General features: G+C 59.5%; 17 protein-coding genes. 10 read left to right on the plus strand and 7 right to left on the minus strand.

Annotated features, from left to right (window positions below; all coding sequences use genetic code 11):
* Positions 1–58 precede the first annotated feature (58 nt).
* On the minus strand, positions 59–847 hold the full coding sequence (modE, locus tag RTN40_RS13460) for a molybdenum-dependent transcriptional regulator (RefSeq protein ID WP_312228897.1): 789 nt from the start codon (positions 845–847) through the stop codon (positions 59–61).
* 128 nt (positions 848–975) lie between these two features.
* Between modE and RTN40_RS13465 the strand changes: the two genes are divergently transcribed.
* The 4 genes from RTN40_RS13465 (at position 976) to modC (ending at position 3,820) form a co-directional block, all read left to right on the plus strand.
* Positions 976–1,125: an AcrZ family multidrug efflux pump-associated protein gene (locus RTN40_RS13465; protein ID WP_042392206.1), complete on the plus strand. Its 150-nt coding sequence runs from the start codon at positions 976–978 to the stop codon at positions 1,123–1,125.
* A gap of 170 nt (positions 1,126–1,295) precedes the next feature.
* Complete coding sequence (modA, locus tag RTN40_RS13470) at positions 1,296–2,072, plus strand: molybdate ABC transporter substrate-binding protein (RefSeq protein WP_312228898.1); 777 nt, start codon at positions 1,296–1,298, stop codon at positions 2,070–2,072.
* Positions 2,069–2,758: a molybdate ABC transporter permease subunit gene (gene modB, locus RTN40_RS13475; RefSeq protein ID WP_312228899.1), complete on the plus strand. Its 690-nt coding sequence runs from the start codon at positions 2,069–2,071 to the stop codon at positions 2,756–2,758. The genes modA and modB overlap by 4 nt, the downstream gene beginning before the upstream one ends.
* A 3-nt stretch (positions 2,759–2,761) precedes the next feature.
* On the plus strand, positions 2,762–3,820 hold the full coding sequence (gene modC, locus RTN40_RS13480; RefSeq protein WP_312228900.1) for a molybdenum ABC transporter ATP-binding protein ModC: 1,059 nt from the start codon (positions 2,762–2,764) through the stop codon (positions 3,818–3,820).
* On the opposite strand, the gene RTN40_RS13485 is transcribed toward modC, so the two are convergent.
* Entirely contained in the window at positions 3,821–4,639 is an 819-nt protein-coding gene (locus RTN40_RS13485) for a pyridoxal phosphatase (RefSeq protein ID WP_312229161.1), read from the minus strand.
* A 153-nt stretch (positions 4,640–4,792) separates the two neighbouring features.
* Between RTN40_RS13485 and pgl the strand changes: the two genes are divergently transcribed.
* Complete coding sequence (gene pgl, locus RTN40_RS13490; protein ID WP_312228901.1) at positions 4,793–5,788, plus strand: 6-phosphogluconolactonase; 996 nt, start codon at positions 4,793–4,795, stop codon at positions 5,786–5,788.
* A 43-nt stretch (positions 5,789–5,831) separates the two neighbouring features.
* Here pgl and RTN40_RS13495 read toward each other — a convergent pair whose 3' ends face one another.
* The 4 genes from RTN40_RS13495 to bioA all read right to left on the minus strand — a co-directional run bounded on the left by RTN40_RS13495 (position 5,832) and on the right by bioA (position 11,610).
* Positions 5,832–8,279 carry a glycogen/starch/alpha-glucan phosphorylase gene (locus tag RTN40_RS13495; RefSeq protein WP_312228902.1) on the minus strand — a complete coding sequence of 816 codons (2,448 nt, stop codon included), beginning with the start codon at positions 8,277–8,279 and terminating at the stop codon, positions 5,832–5,834.
* Between the two features lie 118 nt (positions 8,280–8,397).
* On the minus strand, positions 8,398–9,681 hold the full coding sequence (locus RTN40_RS13500) for a putative acyl-CoA thioester hydrolase (protein WP_312228903.1): 1,284 nt from the start codon (positions 9,679–9,681) through the stop codon (positions 8,398–8,400).
* Positions 9,682–9,792: 111 nt separating this feature from the next.
* Complete coding sequence (locus RTN40_RS13505; protein WP_312228904.1) at positions 9,793–10,269, minus strand: kinase inhibitor; 477 nt, start codon at positions 10,267–10,269, stop codon at positions 9,793–9,795.
* Between the two features lie 51 nt (positions 10,270–10,320).
* Positions 10,321–11,610, minus strand: coding sequence for an adenosylmethionine--8-amino-7-oxononanoate transaminase (gene bioA / locus RTN40_RS13510; RefSeq protein WP_409418531.1), 1,290 nt, complete (start codon positions 11,608–11,610; stop codon positions 10,321–10,323).
* 86 nt (positions 11,611–11,696) lie between these two features.
* Here bioA and bioB point away from each other — a divergent pair, with 86 nt between their 5' ends.
* The 4 genes from bioB to bioD are packed head-to-tail and all read left to right on the plus strand — an operon-like array spanning position 11,697 to position 15,345.
* Complete coding sequence (gene bioB / locus RTN40_RS13515) at positions 11,697–12,737, plus strand: biotin synthase BioB (RefSeq protein WP_312228905.1); 1,041 nt, start codon at positions 11,697–11,699, stop codon at positions 12,735–12,737.
* A complete protein-coding gene (bioF, locus tag RTN40_RS13520) occupies positions 12,734–13,891 on the plus strand; it encodes an 8-amino-7-oxononanoate synthase (RefSeq protein WP_312228906.1) in 1,158 nt (385 codons plus the stop codon). The genes bioB and bioF overlap by 4 nt, the downstream gene beginning before the upstream one ends.
* Complete coding sequence (gene bioC / locus RTN40_RS13525; RefSeq protein ID WP_312228907.1) at positions 13,875–14,630, plus strand: malonyl-ACP O-methyltransferase BioC; 756 nt, start codon at positions 13,875–13,877, stop codon at positions 14,628–14,630. The genes bioF and bioC overlap by 17 nt, the downstream gene beginning before the upstream one ends.
* Positions 14,623–15,345: a dethiobiotin synthase gene (gene bioD / locus RTN40_RS13530; RefSeq protein WP_312228908.1), complete on the plus strand. Its 723-nt coding sequence runs from the start codon at positions 14,623–14,625 to the stop codon at positions 15,343–15,345. The genes bioC and bioD overlap by 8 nt, the downstream gene beginning before the upstream one ends.
* Here bioD and RTN40_RS13535 read toward each other — a convergent pair.
* Positions 15,287–16,009, minus strand: coding sequence for an ATP-binding cassette domain-containing protein (locus tag RTN40_RS13535; RefSeq protein WP_312229163.1), 723 nt, complete (start codon positions 16,007–16,009; stop codon positions 15,287–15,289). The genes bioD and RTN40_RS13535 overlap by 59 nt on opposite strands.
* Positions 16,010–16,721: 712 nt before the next feature.
* On the opposite strand from RTN40_RS13535, the gene uvrB reads away from it, so the two are divergent.
* The gene (gene uvrB / locus RTN40_RS13540) at positions 16,722–18,743 is read left to right on the plus strand and encodes an excinuclease ABC subunit UvrB (RefSeq protein WP_312228909.1); all 2,022 of its coding nucleotides are present in this window, start codon (positions 16,722–16,724) and stop codon (positions 18,741–18,743) included.
* The last annotated feature ends 15 nt before the right edge of the window (positions 18,744–18,758 follow it).

Below are 18,758 nucleotides of genomic sequence, written 5' to 3' on the forward strand. Positions count from 1 at the left end.
TAGTGCACAGAGATACGTGCTGACGGCGCGATTGTCAATGCGCTTCGCGCCCGGCAGCTTAGCAGAGGGTAGCCAGGATGATCCGGTCGGCGTTGAAGTAGGCGATGGCTTCACTCTCAATAGCCAGCTGGTCTGCCTGCTCCCGTGCGACGGTGGCGCACAGCGTCTGCCCGTCCGGGAGGGTCATCAGCACTTCACTCTGCGCCTCGCCGTGCTCAATATGGCTGATGCGTCCCGCCAGCTGGTTATCTGCCCCGTCGGCAGCGGCGCTATCCTGGGTAATATTCACCCATGGGGCTTTTAACAGCACCAGCACCTCTTTACCTTCATCCAGCCTAAGGCGCTCGCCGCTGTGGGCGGTCAGGGCCACCTTCAGACGGGTAATGCCATCCGCCAGCAGGATATCGACGTGCTGCTGAACCTGGGTATGATCCCGGCCAGTAACCGTGCCGAACCACTGGTTGCGGGCGCTGGTTTGCAATGAGAAACGGGAGATGGCCGCCAGCAGGCTGTTGAGAGGCAGGGCATCGTCGTCGCTCAGTACGTCGAAGGCTTTCTGCTGGATCTGCGCCAGCAGCTCGTAGAGCTGGATCAGCCGCTGGCCGTAGCGCGTAAGCTGCGCGCCGCCGCCACCCTTGCCGCCGGTAGCGCGGTCCACCAGGGGATGCTCGCTCAGCTGGTTCATCTCGTTGATGGCGTCCCAGGCGCTTTTATAGCTGATGCCGGCGTTTTTCGCTCCCTGGCTGATGGATCCGGTCTGTTCTATCTGTTTGAGGAGGGTAATACGTCTGGGATCGGCAAACAGCCGCTGCTGGAGCTTAAGGGTAAGGAGGATTTCCGCCTGCATAGTCAATCCTTGCAAAAGGGGTATTGTGACCTAATTGCGCACCGCTGCAAGTAGGCATCGCACAAAAGGGACGTGTAATTCTGCGCGACCAGGTTAGAATGATAACTTCACTATATCTGGAGTAGACCATGTTAGAGTTATTGAAAAGTCTGGTATTCGCGGTGATCATGGTACCCGTGGTGATGGCCATCATTCTGGGGGCAATCTACGGCCTCGGTGAAGTATTCAATATTTTTTCCGGCATCGGCCACAAAGACCGGTCCAGAGAGTCCCGCTAGTTTCTAAAAACGCCCGCTTCTGCGGGCGTTTTGCTATTCAAGCTTTTTTACCCGTTGCCGATATCTGTTTTACTCAGGAGTACTGCTAAAGCGGTACAAATTAACCCTGTAAAAACCCGAGGGTTATCGTTATATTGTTAAGTATATAACGTTACTCACAGGAGTCAGATATGGCACGTTCGGGATTACGCTTTCTAGCAGGTACGACATTAACCCTCTCACTCGCGGGCCATGCCCTGGCAGATGAGGGAAAGATCACGGTTTTTGCCGCTGCATCGCTGACTAATGCCATGCAGGATATTGCTTCCGCTTATACGAAAGAGAAAAAGGTTAAGGTCGTCTCGTCGTTCGCCTCCTCCTCCACCCTGGCTCGCCAGATTGAGGCCGGTGCGCCTGCCGATCTCTTTATCTCCGCCGATCAGAAGTGGATGGACTACGCGGTAGAGAAAAAAGCGATTGATACCCCCAGCCGTGAAACGCTGCTCGGCAACAGCCTGGTGGTAGTTGCGCCAAAAGCGAGCGCTCAGGGTGAGATCGCCATCAATGATAAAACTAACTGGACCAGCCTGCTGAAGGGTGGTCGTCTGGCGGTAGGCGATCCGGAGCACGTCCCGGCGGGCATCTATGCTAAAGAGGCGCTACAGAAGCTGGGCGCATGGGAAACCCTGGCACCGAAGCTTGCCCCGGCGGAAGACGTCCGCGGCGCGCTGGCGCTGGTAGAGCGCAATGAAGCCCCGCTGGGCATTGTTTACGGCTCCGATGCGGTAGCCAGTAAGGGGGTGAAGGTGGTCGGCACCTTCCCGGAAGAGTCGCATAAAAAAGTGGAATACCCGCTGGCAATCATCGACGGGCATAAAAACGCCACGGTTAGCGCGTTTTATGACTATCTGAAAGGCCCGCAGGCTTCTGAGATCTTTAAACGTTACGGATTTACGACGCACGAATGATATTGACCGATCCCGAATGGCAGGCGGTATTGCTGAGCCTGAAAGTCTCCTCCCTGGCTGTCCTTTTCAGCTTGCCCTTTGGGATCTTCTTTGCGTGGCTGCTGGTACGCTGTACCTTTCCCGGCAAAGCGCTGCTCGATAGCCTGTTACACCTCCCCTTAGTTCTCCCACCGGTAGTGGTGGGCTACCTGCTGCTGGTGGCGATGGGCCGCCGGGGCTTTATCGGCGAGTGGCTCTACGACTGGTTTGGCCTGACCTTTGCCTTTAGCTGGCGTGGCGCGGTGCTGGCGGCGGCGGTGATGTCGTTCCCGCTGATGGTGCGGGCCATTCGCCTGGCGCTGGAGGGAGTCGATCTGAAGCTGGAGCAGGCGGCGCGCACCCTTGGCGCCGGACGCTGGCGGGTCTTTATGACTATCACACTGCCGCTGACCCTGCCGGGGATCATCGTCGGTACGGTGCTGGCCTTCGCCCGCTCGCTGGGCGAATTTGGCGCGACCATCACCTTTGTTTCCAACATACCCGGCGAAACGCGCACCATCCCGTCGGCGATGTACACCCTGATCCAGACCCCCGGCGGCGAAGGCGCGGCGGCGCGGCTGTGTCTGATCTCCATTGTGCTGGCCCTGATTTCACTGCTGGTGTCCGAGTGGCTGGCACGGATCAGCCGCGAGCGGACGGGGAGGTAGACCATGCTGGAACTCGATTTCACCCAGACGCTGGGCACGCACCGACTGCGCGTCGAGGCAACTTTACCTGCCAGCGGCATCACCGCAATATTTGGCGTTTCCGGAGCGGGTAAAACCTCGCTGATCAACGCTGTCGGCGGCCTGACGCGCCCGCAGCAGGGGCGTATCGTGCTCAACGAACGGGTGCTGAACGATACCGAAAAAAACATCTGCCTGCCGCCGGAGAAACGGCGGATTGGCTACGTCTTCCAGGATGCGCGCCTCTTTCCCCACTACAAGGTGCGCGGCAACCTGCGCTACGGCATGGCAAAAAGCATGGCCGGGCAGTTCGACAGGCTGGTGGCTCTGCTGGGGATCGAGCCGCTGCTCGATCGGTTGCCGGGGAGCCTCTCCGGCGGCGAGAAGCAGCGGGTGGCGATTGGCCGGGCGCTGCTTACCGCGCCTGAGCTGCTGCTGCTCGACGAGCCGCTGGCCTCGCTGGATATCCCCCGCAAGCGTGAGCTGCTCCCCTATCTGCAACGGCTAGCGCGGGAGATCAACATCCCCATGCTCTACGTCAGCCACTCGCTGGATGAGATCCTGCATCTTGCCGATAAGGTGATGGTGCTGGAGGCAGGGGAGGTGAAGGCTTTTGGCAATCTGGAGGAGATCTGGGGCAGCCGGGTAATGAACCCGTGGCTGCCGCCGGAGCAGCAGAGCAGCGTGCTGAAGGTGAGCGTGCTGGAGCACCATCCGCACTATGCCATGACCGCCCTGGCGCTGGGCGATCAGCATCTGTGGGTGAATAAAATCGACAGCCCTCTACAGACCGCGCTGCGCATCCGCATTCAGGCCTCAGACGTCTCGCTGGTATTGCAGCCGCCGGTCCACAGCAGCATCCGCAATATCCTGCGGGCGAAGGTGGCCCAGTGCTATGACGATCAGGGCCAGGTTGAGGTCCAGCTTGAGGTGGGCAGCCGCACGCTCTGGGCGCGGATCAGCCCGTGGGCCAGGGATGAGCTGGGCATCAAGCCTGGCCTGTGGCTCTACGCCCAGATCAAGAGCGTCTCGATCACCACCTGATTACAGCAGGCGGGTGTAGATAAACTCGGCGATGGTATCGGTGGTATTGTCGCCAATCACCACGTCGGCGTGGGCTTTCACCTCATCCGCCGCGTTACCCATTGCGACGCCAATGCCTGCCGCCTGCAGCATGCTAATATCGTTGAAATTATCGCCAAAGGCCACGACGTCTTCCATCGACAGCCCCTGCGAGGCTACCCACTGGGCCAGGCGTTTGCCTTTGCTGTTACCCTGGCGAGCAATGTCTACCTGATCGTGCCATGAGCGCTCGCACTCCAGACCAAGCTGCTGCTCCACCTCAAGCGCGAAGGCGTTGAGTTTGGTGTTGTCTTCATCGGTAAGAGCAAACTTCCAGATGGCGTTCACCTCGCGGGCGGTCTGCGCCAGCGAATCGACCTGAGTAAAGACCGGGCGCTGCTCCGGCGGCAGCGATTGCGCCCAGTTACGGGTGCGCAGCACATGTCCGGTCGGCGTCTCGTACACCATCTCATTATCAACGTACATCAGAGCGTGAACCTGATGCTCATTTAGCATATCAATGAGTTGCAGCGCCTGGGCAGCAGGGAGCGGATCCGCCTCTAAGACCTTTTTTGCATGATAATCATACAAATAGGTGCCATTACAGCAAATTGCAGGTGTATCGAGCGCCAGTGCCTGATAAAAAGGATGGATGGCAACATGATGTCGGCCGGTCACAATGATTGGGGTGAAGCCCGCTTCCCTGGCGCGTGCCAGCGCCTGAAGCGAAGAGGGGAGCAGGGTCTTTGTGGGGGTCAGCAGCGTGCCGTCTAAATCCAGTGCAATAACTCGCGAGGTCATGTCGTTTTCCAGGTAGAGGATGAAATTCAACTCGTTACGCATGGTACACCGGCATGATGGCCCGGCAAAACGTTGGGCAGAAATACAGCATTCACCGCTAAAAAAGACTATCGTGGTTATCTATTTCACTGCTTATGCGATCAAGGAGAATCTATGCAGCAAACCGTTTATACCGCCAGCCCCGAGAGCCAGCAGATCCACGTCTGGCGTCTGAATGACGAAGGTACGCTGACCCTGGTGCAGGTCGTTGACGTGCCAGGTCAGGTGCAGCCGATGGTGGTTAGCCCAGACAAACGCTTTCTCTATGTAGGCGTGCGCCCGGAGTTTCGCGTGCTGGCCTACCGCATCGCGCCGGAAGATGGTGCCCTGACCTTTACTGCAGAAGCGCCGCTGTCTGGCAGCCCGACGCATATCTCCACCGATCGCCAGGGCCGCTTTATTTTTACTGCCTCCTATAATGCGGGCAGCGTCAGCGTTACCCCGCTCAACGACGGCCTGCCGGGTGAGGTGACTACCCTGGTGGAAGGTCTGGAAGGGTGCCACTCGGCCAATATCTCTCCGGACAACAGCACCCTGTGGGTGCCGGCGCTGAAGCAGGATCGCATCTGCCTGTTTACGCTTGGCAATGACGGCCAGCTTACTGCTAAAACCCCGGCGGAAGTGACCACCGTTGAAGGTGCTGGTCCGCGTCATATGGCATTCCATCCGAACCAGCAGTACGCCTACTGCGTTAACGAGCTTAACGGCTCAGTTGACGTATGGCAGCTCAGCAACGCCCACGGGCAGGTAGAGTGCGTGCAGACTCTGGATATGATGCCTGCTGATTTCGCCGATACCCGCTGGGCGGCAGACATTCATATTACGCCGGACGGGCGTCACCTCTACACCTGCGACCGTACCGCCAGCATCGTGACTATCTTTAGCGTCTCGGAAGATGGCAGCGTACTGGCCGTAGAGGGCTTCCAGCCTACCGAAACCCAGCCGCGCGGTTTCAATATCGACCACAGCGGTAAATATCTGATTGCAGCAGGGCAGAAGTCGCACCATATCGCACTGTATGCGATCCAGGGCGAGCAGGGCCTGCTGGAAGAGAAGGGCCGCTATGCCGTTGGCCAGGGGCCGATGTGGGTGGTGGTTCACGCACACTAATTTGTTGGCAGCGTAACGCCGGGCGGCACTGCGTTTGCCCGGCCTACACATCTTCAAAATCGGTGAGGTCGATATCCTCCGGGGTCGCCTGCCAGATCTGCTCGCAATACTCTTTAACCGCCCGATCCGCAGAAAACATCCCCGAACGGGCAGTGTTAAGAATCGACATCCGCGTCCACTGCGCTTCGTCATGCCAGGCGTCGTTAACTCGCTGCTGGCAGGCGGCATAGTCGGCAAAATCTGCCAGCACCAGGAACGGATCGTCATACAGCAGGTTGTCGAGCAGAGGGCGAAACATCTCTTTGTCGCCGCGTGAGAATCTTCCCTGGTCGATCTGCTCCAGGGCGTCGCGCAGATCCACATTTTCCTCTGCATAACCCGCAGGCTGATAGCCCTTGCTCCTCAGCGCCTCCGCCTGCTCAGCATTCATTCCAAAAAGGAAAAAGTTTTCTTCTCCCGCCTGCTGACGAATTTCAACGTTGGCTCCGTCGAGTGTGCCGATAGTCAGCGCGCCGTTCATCATAAACTTCATGTTGCCGGTGCCCGAGGCCTCTTTTCCTGCCAGCGAGATCTGTTCAGAGAGATCCGCCGCCGGGTAGATCGCCTGGGCATTCTGCACGTTAAAATCGGGCCAGAACACGATTTTAATCCGATGGTTAATCGCCGGATCGTGATTGACCACTTCCGCTACGCCGGTAATCAGGCGGATCATCAGTTTCGCCATCGTATAGCCGGGCGCGGCCTTGCCGCCAAAGATAAAGCAGCGCGGGGCGATCTTCACGGACGGATCCCGACACAGCCGACGGTAGAGGCTGATGATATAGAGCACGTTAAGGTGCTGGCGTTTGTATTCGTGGATGCGCTTAACCTGAATATCAAACAGCATATCCGGTGAGACCGCGATCCCGAGTCGCTGTTGGATACGATCCGCCAGCACCGCCTTGTTCTCGCGCTTGATGGTGCGCCAGGCCTTGCGGAACGCTGGGTCGTCGGCATGGGGGGTCAGTGCCTCCAGGCCAGTAAGATCCGTGCGCCAGGCAAGGCCGATAGTCTTATCAATCAGCTCCGCCAGGCTCGGATTGCTCAACATTAAAAAGCGCCGGGGGGTGATGCCGTTAGTGACGTTAAGAAAACGTTCCGGGAACATCTCAGCAAAGTCGCGAAGAATGGTCTCCCGGAGCAGATCCGAGTGCAGGGCTGCCACGCCGTTAATTCGGTGGCTACCCACCGTGGCGAGATTCGCCATGCGCACGCGCTTGCTGCCGTTCTCATCGATCAGCGACATGCGCACCACCCGCGCCTCGTCATCGGGGTAGGCCCGCCGGACATCCTCCAGCAGCCGCTTGTTGATCTCAAAGATAATCTCTACCAGCCGCGGGAGCATGCTCTGCATTAGCGGCAGACCCCAGGTCTCCAGCGCCTCGGGCAGCAGGGTGTGGTTAGTGTAAGCGAAGGTGCGGCGAGTAATGGTCCAGGCATCTTCCCACGGCAGCAGGCGCTCATCCACCAGCAGGCGCATCAGCTCCGCCACGGCAATGGAGGGGTGGGTATCGTTGAGCTGGGCAGCAAAGCGATCGGCAAAGCGCTGAACCGGCGTGTGGCTGGCATCCATCAGGCGCAGCATGTCCTGTAGGGAGCAGGAGACAAAGAAGTACTGTTGGGCCAGACGCAGGCGTTTGCCCGCCTCTGGCTCATCGTTAGGGTAGAGGATCTTAGAGAGGGTCTCGGAGACCACCTTCTCCTCCACCGCCTGGTAGTAATCTCCGGCGTTAAAATCGTCGAGATCGAAGGTCTCGACCGCCTCGCTCTTCCAGAGCCGCAGCACGTTGCAGGTGTTAACCCGGTAGCCCTGAACCGGGACGTCATAGGCCACGCCTTTCACCTGTCGCGCCGGGGTCCACTGCACCCGCAGGCGTCCGCGCTCATCGGTCTGCATCTGGGTAGTGCCACCAAAGTTAACGCAGAAGCAGACGTCGGGGCGGGCTATCTCCCACGGGGTGCCCATCCGCAACCACTTGTCGGTACGCTCGACCTGCCAGCCATCAACAATCTCCTGATCGAAAATGCCGAACTCATAACGGATACCGTAGCCAATGGCCGGGATCTCCAGCGTGGCGAGGGAGTCAAGATAGCAGGCCGCCAGACGGCCAAGTCCGCCGTTGCCTAGCCCTGGCTCCTCTTCTACCTCCAGCAGCGTATCGAGATCCTGACCCAGGGTGCGCATGGCGTCTCGCGCTTCGCCCTCTAAATCGAGGCTTAGCAGATTAGCGCCAAGCTGGGGACCGATGAGAAATTCTGCGGAGAGGTAGCAGACCACCTTCACCTGATGATGAGCATAGTTTTTCAGGGAGGCGGTCCAGCGCGCCAGCATGCGGTCCCGGACGGTAAAGGCGAGTGCCCTGTACCAGTCTTCGGGCGTGGCAATATCAGGGTAGCGCGCCTGGCGGCAGATTAGGTTGCGGACGACATCGTGTTCAAACGCTGAGCTCATGGTTGGCCTCACGCCTGCGAAGGGATATCCTCTATCACCATAGCCAACAGGTAAAACGATAGCAAATGTGGCGTTTTGGAAACCCGGCAGATGTCGCGCTGCCGGGCATTAAGGCGGGTTACTGCTTCGGAGCGGCGACGACCTGGCTGCCTACGCCGCGGTTGTTGAACTCCCACATGCGGTTGAAGCTGGCGTCGTTCAGTTCACGCGTCACGTTACCTTTGTCATCCACCGCGCCGGTGTTGCCGGAGTACGGGCGTTTAGAGACGGCGGCATCGCCCCAGGGTTTGGCCATGTTAAAGCCTTCGTTGATCACGCTGTCGCGGATCACCATCTGGCCGTTGGTCGCCTGATCTACGTCCATGGAACGGCCGAGCTGGGCCACGCCGTCACCGGAGGCGGTAAAGCGGCTGTTGGTAGCGAGGAAACCGTAGTAGATGTTAGAGAGCGTCGCCGGGGCGAAGACGTAGGCCTCCTGCTGGGTGCGGGAGTTCACCACGCGGAAATCGGTGTTATCAAACACTACCGCGCCACGGCCTGCGACGATATCTACATCGCCTTCAACGTAGCTGTTGGTCACCAGGGTACGGGTCTGGCGATCGTTACGCAGGGTGTTATCTACGCCGCTGTTGGTGACGAAGAAGGTATTCTGGCGGCCCAGAATATTAACGTTGTTAATCTGCACCTTGTCGCCATCGCTGCGCAGGGCCACAGCCTGGTGGTTGCCGGCATCAACGCTGTCGCCCAAATTGTTCTCGATGGTCAGGTTCTGCAATTGTAGGCCGTTATTCTGTGACCAGAAGACTGCTGAACACATCACGCCCACATTGGCGCTGCCCTTACGCTGGCAGGCGTCGAACATATACCACGCCGGTTTGCCTGGCATATATTTCCCGCCTGGGTTTACCAGACGACGCCAGCTGTTGCCATCCATTTCGGAGTCCACGGCCAGGCCAATCTTCACCTCTGCCGCTTTGTCGCCCGTACCGTAAAGGGTCAGGCTGCCCGGGGCAGCGGGAACAAACACCGTCCCTTCATACTCGCCCGGCAGAACGGCAATATACTGACGCTCGCTGGTGTGCTTGTTGATGGCTGCATCTACCGCCGCCTGGATAGAGGTGTGCGTCACGCCAGCCGTGCCAGCCGGGCCAACCACGAAGTTTGGCTGTGCAGGCAGACGAATAGCGGACGGGCTCCACGGAGCCGCACTCTGATCCATCGATGCAAAGTAATGGGCGGTGACAAAGTTCTGCGCTTCGTTGGCGGACAGCACCGGGCGCGCCGCATTACCGGGGGCGGCCTGCGTGGAGGGAAGCTGATCCGGCGGCGTTGAGCTACAGGCAGTCAGCGTCACGCCAAAAGCCAGGGCCAGCGTCAGGCGGGAAACCGAAAATGTGTTCAAGAGGTACTCCAGGCGTAATAGTGAATTAAATGGTTCTGAAGCCTGCTTTTTTATACTAAGTTGAGCGAAACGGGAAGCCGATTGTGTAAATCGGCTTCAATAACCTGATGGCTAGCTGAAAAGCGCGGTAATTGATGCGCGATCGAGAGAGTGGAAGTGGATATTAAATCCGACCATCGCTCCGCTGGCGTCTTCGTCAACGTCCAGCTTCTCTACGTCCAGGGCGTGAACGGTGAAGATATAGCGATGGGTCTTGCCCTTCGGCGGCGCCGCGCCACCGTACCCGGCCTTGCCAAAATCGGTACGCGTTTCAAAAGCGCCCTCGGGCAGGGGAACCAGCGACGAGCCAGATCCCTGCGGCAGTACGCGGGTATCGGCTGGCAGGTTCACCACCACCCAGTGCCACCAGCCGGAGCCGGTAGGCGCATCGGGATCGTAGCAGGTAACGGCAAAGCTTTTGCAGCCCGGCGGCACCTCATCCCACGCCAGATGCGGCGAAATATTATCGCCCTCGTAGCCCATGCCGTTAAAAACATGGCGATTGTGTAGCTTTTCGCCTTCGCGAATATCCTGGCTGATCAGTCTCATCGTGGCTCCTCTGTGAGTTGTCACCCTTAGGCTAGAATAGTCCGTTCGATCTCAGGGCGCAAAATGTGCGGGATGGGCCACCGCCGCCAGCACCGCGTTCGTCAGCTTGCTGAGCTGTTCAGGCGAGATCACGTAGGGCGGCATCAGGTAGATCAGCCGGCCAAAGGGACGGATCCAGACGCCCTGCTCAACGAAGAAACGCTGCAGGGCGGCCATGTTCACCGGCTGATGAGTTTCAATCACGCCGATAGCCCCCAGCACCCGCACGTCGGCCACCGTCTCTGCGGCCCTGGCCGGCGCCAGCTCGCGCTTCAGCTGCGCCTCAATGGCAGCAACCTGTACCTGCCACTCGCCGCGCGCCAGCAGCTCCAGGCTGGCGTTCGCCACCGCACAGGCCAGCGGATTACCCATAAATGTTGGGCCGTGCATAAAGCAGCCCGCTTCGCCGTTGCTGATGGTTTCAGCCACCTCGCGGGTGGTAAGCGTCGCTGACAGGGTCATCGTCCCGCCGGTCAGGGCTTTGCCGAGGCAAAGGATGTCCGGCGTAATGCCCGCATGCTCGCAGGCGAAGAGTTTGCCGGTGCGGCCAAAGCCGGTGGCGATCTCGTCGGCGATCAGCAGGATCCCCTCCCGGTCGCACATCCGGCGGATGCGCTTAAGCACCTCCGGGTGATAGAGGCGCATCCCGCCTGCGCCCTGAACGATCGGCTCGAGGATGACGGCGGCGATCTCGTGGCGATGAGCGGCCATTAGACGAGCGAAGCCCACGATATCCCGCTCGTCCCACTCGCCGTCGAACCGGCTCTCCGGTGCGGGCGCAAAGAGGTTATCCGGCAGATAGCCTGCCCACAGGCTGTGCATGGAGTTGTCCGGATCGCAGGCCGACATCGCACCAAAGGTATCGCCATGATAGCCCCGGCGGAAGGTCAGAAAGCGGCGACGCGGCTCGCCCTTCGCCTGCCAGTATTGCAGGGCCATCTTCATCGAGACCTCAACCGCTACCGAGCCGGAGTCGGCCAGAAAGACGCACTCCAGCGACTCGGGGGTCATCGCCACCAGCTTGCGGCAGAGCGCGACCGCCGGCGCATGAGTAATGCCGCCAAACATCACGTGTGACATCGCATCGATCTGCGTTTTCATCGCCGCGTTGAGGTGAGGGTGGTTATAGCCGTGAATGGCCGCCCACCACGACGACATGCCGTCAACCAGCTTCTCGCCGGAGGTAAGCTGAAGCTCGCAGCCATGGGCAGCGTCCACCGGATAAACCGGCAGCGGGGCGGTCATGGAGGTGTAGGGGTGCCAGATATGGCGGCGGTCAAAGGCGAGATCGTCCTGGGTCATAATCGACTTGTAAACCAAATTAAAAACATTTAGGTTTACGATCATAACCCAAACATGAACTAAATACACCTTTTGGAGAAGCCCCCATGGCTCACCACGCACGCTGGACAATGTCGCACGTTACCGAGCTGTTTGAAAAACCGCTCCTCGATCTGCTGTTTGAAGCACAGACCATTCATCGTCAGCACTTTGACCCGCGCCAGGTTCAGGTCAGCACCCTGCTGTCGATCAAAACCGGAGCCTGCCCGGAAGATTGCAAATACTGTCCGCAAAGCTCGCGCTACAAAACTGGACTTGAGACGGAGCGCCTGATGGAGGTGGAGCAGGTACTGGACTCGGCCCGCAAGGCTAAAAATGCCGGATCGACCCGCTTCTGCATGGGCGCGGCGTGGAAGAACCCGCACGAGCGTGATATGCCCTATCTGGAGCAGATGGTGCAGGGCGTAAAAGCGATGGGCCTCGAAGCCTGCATGACCCTCGGCACCCTTGACGAAACTCAGGCTCAGCGGCTGGCGTCGGCGGGGCTGGACTACTACAACCATAACCTCGACACCTCCCCGGAGTTCTACGGCAATATCATCACCACTCGTACCTACCAGGAGCGTCTCGACACCCTGGACAAAGTGCGCGACGCGGGCATCAAGGTCTGCTCGGGCGGCATCGTTGGTCTTGGCGAAACGGTTAAAGATCGCGCGGGCCTGCTGTTGCAGCTGGCGAACCTGCCGACGCCGCCGGAGAGCGTGCCGATCAACATGCTGGTGAAGGTGAAGGGTACTCCGCTGGCGGACAACGACGACGTTGACGCCTTCGATTTTATCCGCACCATCGCAGTGGCGCGCATCATGATGCCCACCTCCTTTGTGCGTCTCTCTGCCGGTCGCGAGCAGATGAACGAGCAGACTCAGGCAATGTGCTTTATGGCCGGGGCCAACTCCATCTTCTACGGCTGCAAGCTGCTGACCACTCCGAACCCGGAAGAGGACAAAGACGTGCAGCTGTTCCGCAAGCTGGGGCTGAACCCGCAGCAGACCGACGTCATGACCGGGGATAACGAGCAGCAGCAAAAGCTGGAGCAGCAGATCTTTAACGCCGATACCGACCAGTTCTACAACGCGGCGGCGCTATGAGCTGGCAGCAGCGCATCGATGCCGCGTTAGCAACCCGGCGGGCCGCCGACGCCCTGCGTACGCGCCGGGTGGTTGAGCAGGGTGCGGGGCGCTGGCTGACGGTAGATGACAGCCGCTACTGCAACTTCTCCAGCAATGACTATCTCGGCTTAAGCCAGCATCCGGCCATCGTTCGCGCATGGCAGCAGGGCGCGGAGCAGTACGGCGTGGGCAGCGGCGGCTCCGGGCACGTCAGCGGCTATACCCGGGCGCACCATGCGCTGGAGAGCGAACTGGCCGACTGGCTGGGCTACCCTCGGGCGCTGCTGTTTATCTCCGGCTTTGCCGCCAACCAGGCGGTGATTGCCGCCCTGACCGGCAAAGAGGATCGCATCGTGGCGGATAAGCTCAGCCACGCCTCGTTGCTGGAGGCCGCCAGCCTCAGCCCGGCCCAGCTGCGGCGCTTTGCCCATAACGAGGTGGACCAGCTCGCCACATTGCTGGATAAATCCTGCGACGGCCAGCAGCTGGTGGTGACCGAGGGGGTCTTCAGCATGGACGGCGACAGCGCACCGCTGGCAGCCATCGCTGAACAAGCACGTAGCGCCGGAGCCTGGCTGCTGGTGGATGATGCCCACGGTATCGCCGTCAACGGCCACGAAGGGCGCGGCAGCTGCCAGCAGCAGGGCGTAAAGCCCGAGCTGCTGGTGGTCACCTTTGGCAAAGGCTTCGGCGTCAGCGGCGCGGCGGTGCTGTGCAGCGAGGCGGTTGCCACCTATTTTGAGCAGTTTGCCCGCCACCTGATCTACAGCACCTCTATGCCTCCCGCTCAGGCCGTAGCCCTCAGCGCCGCGCTGGGCGTGATCCGGGGAGAGGAGGGCGACCGTCGCCGGGCGGCGCTCGCGGCGCTAATTCAGCGTTTTCGCCACGGTGCCGAGTCGCTGCCGGTGCGCATTACCGATTCACAGAGCGCCATCCAGCCGCTGATTGTCGGTGATAACGTCCGGGCGCTGAGCCTGGCGGAGCGCCTGCGGCAAAAAGGATGCTGGGTGACGGCAATTCGTCCGCCCACCGTTCCGGCAGGCACCGCGCGCCTGCGTCTGACCCTGACGGCGGCCCATCAGCCGGAGGATATCGATCGTCTGCTGGAGGTGCTGCATGAGCCTGGTGAATAAGCGCGCGGTGGCGGCGGCCTTTGGCCGGGCGGCACAGACCTATGACAGCCATGCCCAGCTTCAGCGGCAGAGTGCCGATCTGCTGCTGGCGAAACTGGGCGAGCGCAGCCCGGCTAGCGTGCTGGATGCGGGCTGCGGGCCGGGCAGCATGAGCCGCTACTGGCGCGACGCCGGCGCGGAGGTGACCGCCCTCGATCTCTCTCTGTCGATGCTCATGCAGGCCCAGCGCCAGCAGGCCGCGCAGCACTATGTTGCGGCGGACATCGAAGCGCTGCCCCTGGCCGACGCCAGGTGCGATCTCGCCTGGAGCAACCTTGCGGTGCAGTGGTGCAATGATTTAGGCCAGGCGCTGAGGGAGTTGCATCGCGTCGTGCGCCCTGGCGGAGCGGTCGCTTTTACTACCCTGGCGAGGGGATCGCTGCCGGAGCTAAATCAGGCCTGGCAGGCGGTGGACAACCGCGCCCATGCGAACCGGTTTTTAGCGGAGGAGGCGCTGATCGACACCGTTAGCGCCTGGCGAGGCCGGTGGGGCGTGGAGCGTATCACCCTCGACTTTGACGATGCCTTGTCGGCTATGCGCTCGCTGAAGGGCATCGGCGCGACGCATCTGCACGCTGGCAGGCACAACCAGCCCTTGACGCGCGGCCAGCTTCAGCACCTGCAGCTGGCGTGGCCGCAGCGGCAGGGCAGATGCTTGCTGACCTATTCACTTTTTTGGGGAGTCATTGAACGTGACTGAACGCTATTTTGTCACCGGCACGGATACGGAAGTCGGTAAAACCGTGGCCAGCTGCGCCCTGTTACAGGCTGCCGCCCTGGCGGGATGGCAGACCGCAGGCTACAAACCGGTCGCCTCCGGCAGCGAGATGACGCCGGAGGGGCTGCGCAACAGCGATGCGCTGGCGCTACAGCATAACAGTACCCTGGCCCTGAGCTATGATGCTGTCAATCCGTACACCTTTGCTGAGCCAACCTCGCCGCACATCGTCAGCGCCGCGCTCGGGCAGCCCATTGAGACCGACACGCTCTCGGCCGGACTGCGGACGCTAGAGGCGCAGGCGGAGTGGGTGCTGGTGGAGGGGGCAGGGGGGTGGTTTACACCGCTTTCAGAGAGCCTGACCTTTGCCGACTGGGCTACTCAGGAGCAGCTACCGGTGATTTTAGTGGTAGGCGTTAAGCTTGGCTGCATCAACCATGCGATGCTGACCGCTCAGGCGGTACAGCAGGCGGGACTGCGGCTGGCGGGCTGGGTCGCTAACGATGTGGTGCCACCGGGCAACCGCCACGCGGAGTATCTGGCAACGCTTAAGCGCATGCTGCCCGCCCCATTCCTTGGCGAGATCCCGTGGCTGGAAAACGCCTCGCCAGAGAGTGAAACCGGCCACTGGCTCGATCTTAGTGTTTTAGGAGCGGCGTCATCCACTGGGAAAGCAGCGGATCGTCCAGCTGCATAACGCTCCCCTGAGCCACGCTGCGTCCCCGATGCAGAAGATAGAAGCGGTCAGCGACGCGGCGTATAAACGACAGGTGCTGCTCCGCCAGCAGGATAGTCATGCCGAAATCCTGATTCAGACGCACCAGCAGGTTGCCTAGCTTATGGATAAAGGCCTGACCCAATCCCCGGGTTGGCTCATCGAGTATCAGCAGGCGCGGATGGGTCACCAGCGCCCGGGCCAGCGCCAGCTGATGCTGGTTATCCTCGGACAGACCTGCGCCCTTAACCTGGCGCAGGGCATACAGCTCGGGAAACAGATCGTAGATATCCCGCGTCACTGCGCTGCCCGGTTCGCCGATGGCCAGCCAGGCGACTTGTAAATTCTCCTCTACCGTCAGCTGAGAGAAGATCCGCCTGTCCTGGGGCACGCAGGCGATGCCCATCGCCGGGCGATCTTCCATCCGCACCTGTAACAGGTTGAGCGGAGCTGCGCCAGCCTCCTGCCAGATGATGCTCCCGCTCTCTACCGGCAGATAGCCAGAGATACAGTTGACCAGGGTCGTTTTCCCCATTCCTGGCAGTCCCATTACGCAGGTGCAGGTTCCCGGGATAAGATCGAGATCGACATTCCAAAGCGTATGCCGATCGCCGTAATAGTGATTCACTGCGCGTAAGCTCAACATCATTTCATCTCCTTGGCCTGGTCTGTAAAAGATATGTTGCAAAAGCCTTGCCAGAAGCGTGTTATTCTCTGTTTTTCGGAGCAGGATGAAGAAAAATCGCTAAATTTGCCTAATCCGGTAGTCTGACCGATTGCATCTGCACGCTATCAGTGCTAGTGACAGGCAAATCTGATTTTTCATGGTGCAGTCGCGTTGGAATGCGATAAAAATTGGTGGGAAAATTTTTTTACCCGCGCACCGTTTCGCAAAACCCGACTTTCGCTGAGTCGCAGAGGGTATGGGCTGGCGACAGTTATCCACTATTCCTGTGGATAACCTTGTGCATTAGAGTTAGAAAACGCGTGCAAAGCGAGAGAGCACGCGGCCTGGGCATGAATTGATGCGAAACGCGGCTTTTTCTATAAATAAAATAAATTCAAGAAGTTAGATAAAAGCAACGGATGTAAGAAAAGTGTCACCCACTGACACAAAACTTTCACCACCCGACTTGACAAATGTTAAATCACAAAAAGTTCTGGGGATAAGATATTTTTTTTAGTTTTTAATTCTGTGCCAAGGGCAAATTTTCCTTACGGCACTTGAAATTGCCTTATGTAACACAGATATTCTGGCTTGCCACTGGCTTTTTATCCAGTATAAATTATTGGCAAAATCCGCCGTCGCGAGTAAAATTACTCACCTGCCCGCTCATTCCTTCATCAGGTAGCTATTCATGAGTAAACCATTCAAACTGAATTCCGCTTTTCGTCCCTCTGGCGATCAGCCAGAAGCCATTCGCCGCCTGAAAGAGGGGCTGGAGGACGGACTGGCGCACCAGACCCTGCTCGGGGTAACCGGTTCAGGGAAGACGTTTACCGTAGCTAACGTGATCGCCGACCTCCAGCGACCAACGATGGTGCTCGCGCCGAACAAAACCCTGGCGGCACAGCTGTATGGCGAGATGAAAGAGTTTTTCCCGGACAACGCCGTGGAGTACTTCGTCTCCTACTACGACTACTACCAGCCGGAAGCCTATGTGCCCAGCTCCGATACTTTTATCGAAAAAGATGCATCGGTGAACGAGCACATTGAGCAGATGCGTCTCTCGGCAACCAAAGCGCTGCTTGAGCGCCGCGATGTAGTGGTAGTGGCCTCGGTGTCGGCCATCTACGGCCTCGGCGACCCCGATCTCTACCTGAAGATGATGCTGCACCTGACTATCGGCATGATCATTAACCAGCGTGATATCCTGCGCCGCCTGTCGGAGCTGCAGTACACGCGTAACGATCAGGCCTTCCAGCGTGGTACCTTCCGCGTGCGCGGTGAAGTTATTGATATCTTCCCGGCAGAGTCAGAGGATGTGGCCCTGCGCGTTGAGCTGTTTGACGAAGAGGTTGAGCGTCTGTCGCTGTTCGATCCGCTGACCGGCCACGTTGAATCCACCATTCAGCGCTACACCGTCTACCCGAAAACCCACTATGTCACCCCGCGCGAGCGCATCGTGCAGGCGATGGAAGACATCAAGGTAGAGCTGGCGGACCGGCGCAAGACGCTGCTGGCTAACAATAAGCTGCTGGAAGAGCAACGTATTACCCAGCGCACCCAGTTCGATCTCGAGATGATGAATGAGCTGGGCTACTGCTCGGGCATCGAGAACTACTCGCGCTATCTCTCCGGGCGCGGTCCGGGTGAAGCGCCGCCAACGCTGTTCGACTACCTGCCAGCCGACGGCCTGCTGGTGATCGACGAGTCTCACGTCACCATTCCGCAGATCGGCGGCATGTACCGTGGCGACCGGGCGCGTAAAGAGACGCTGGTAGAGTACGGCTTCCGCCTGCCGTCGGCGCTGGACAACCGCCCGATGAAGTTTGAAGAGTTCGAGGGATTGGCCCCGCAGACCATCTACGTCTCGGCGACGCCGGGCAACTACGAGCTGGAGAAATCCGGGGAAGAGATTGTCGATCAGGTGGTGCGTCCCACAGGTCTGCTTGATCCCATTATCGAAGTTCGCCCGGTGGGCACGCAGGTGGACGATCTGCTGTCGGAGATCCGCAAGCGTGTCGCCATTAACGAACGCGTGCTGGTTACCACGCTCACCAAGCGTATGGCCGAGGATCTGACCGAGTATCTGGAAGAGCACGGCGAGAAGGTGCGCTACCTGCACTCAGATATCGATACCGTGGAGCGTATGGAGATCATTCGCGACCTGCGCCTGGGCGAGTTCAACGTGCTGGTGGGCATCAACCTGCTGCGAGAGGGGCTGGACATGCCGGAGGTGTCGCTGGTGGCGATCCTCGACGCTGATAAAGAGGGCTTCCTGCGTTCCGAACGCTCGCTGATCCAGACCATTGGTCGTGCGGCGCGTAACGTCAACGGTAAGGCTATTCTGTACGGGGATAAGATCACCCCGTCGATGGCGAAAGCCATTGGTGAAACCGAGCGCCGTCGGGCGAAGCAGCAGCAGTACAACGAAGAGCACGGCATCACGCCGCAGGGCCTGAATAAGAAGGTGGTCGATATTCTGGCGCTGGGCGAGAACATTGCCAAGACCAAAGCGAAAGGGCGCGGTAAATCTCGCTCGCCGGTGGTAGTGGACGAGTCAGAGCTGGCGCTGACGCCGAAGGCGTTGCAGCAGAAGATCCACGAGCTGGAGGCGCTTATGGTACAGCACGCTCAGAACCTCGAGTTCGAAGAGGCGGCGCAGGTGCGCGACCGCCTACATCAGCTGCGCGATCTCTTTATTGCGGCGTCCTGATCTGCCGAAACAATC

The sequence above is a fragment of the Pseudescherichia sp. genome (genome assembly GCF_031987975.1).
Taxonomy (GTDB): domain Bacteria; phylum Pseudomonadota; class Gammaproteobacteria; order Enterobacterales; family Enterobacteriaceae; genus Pseudescherichia.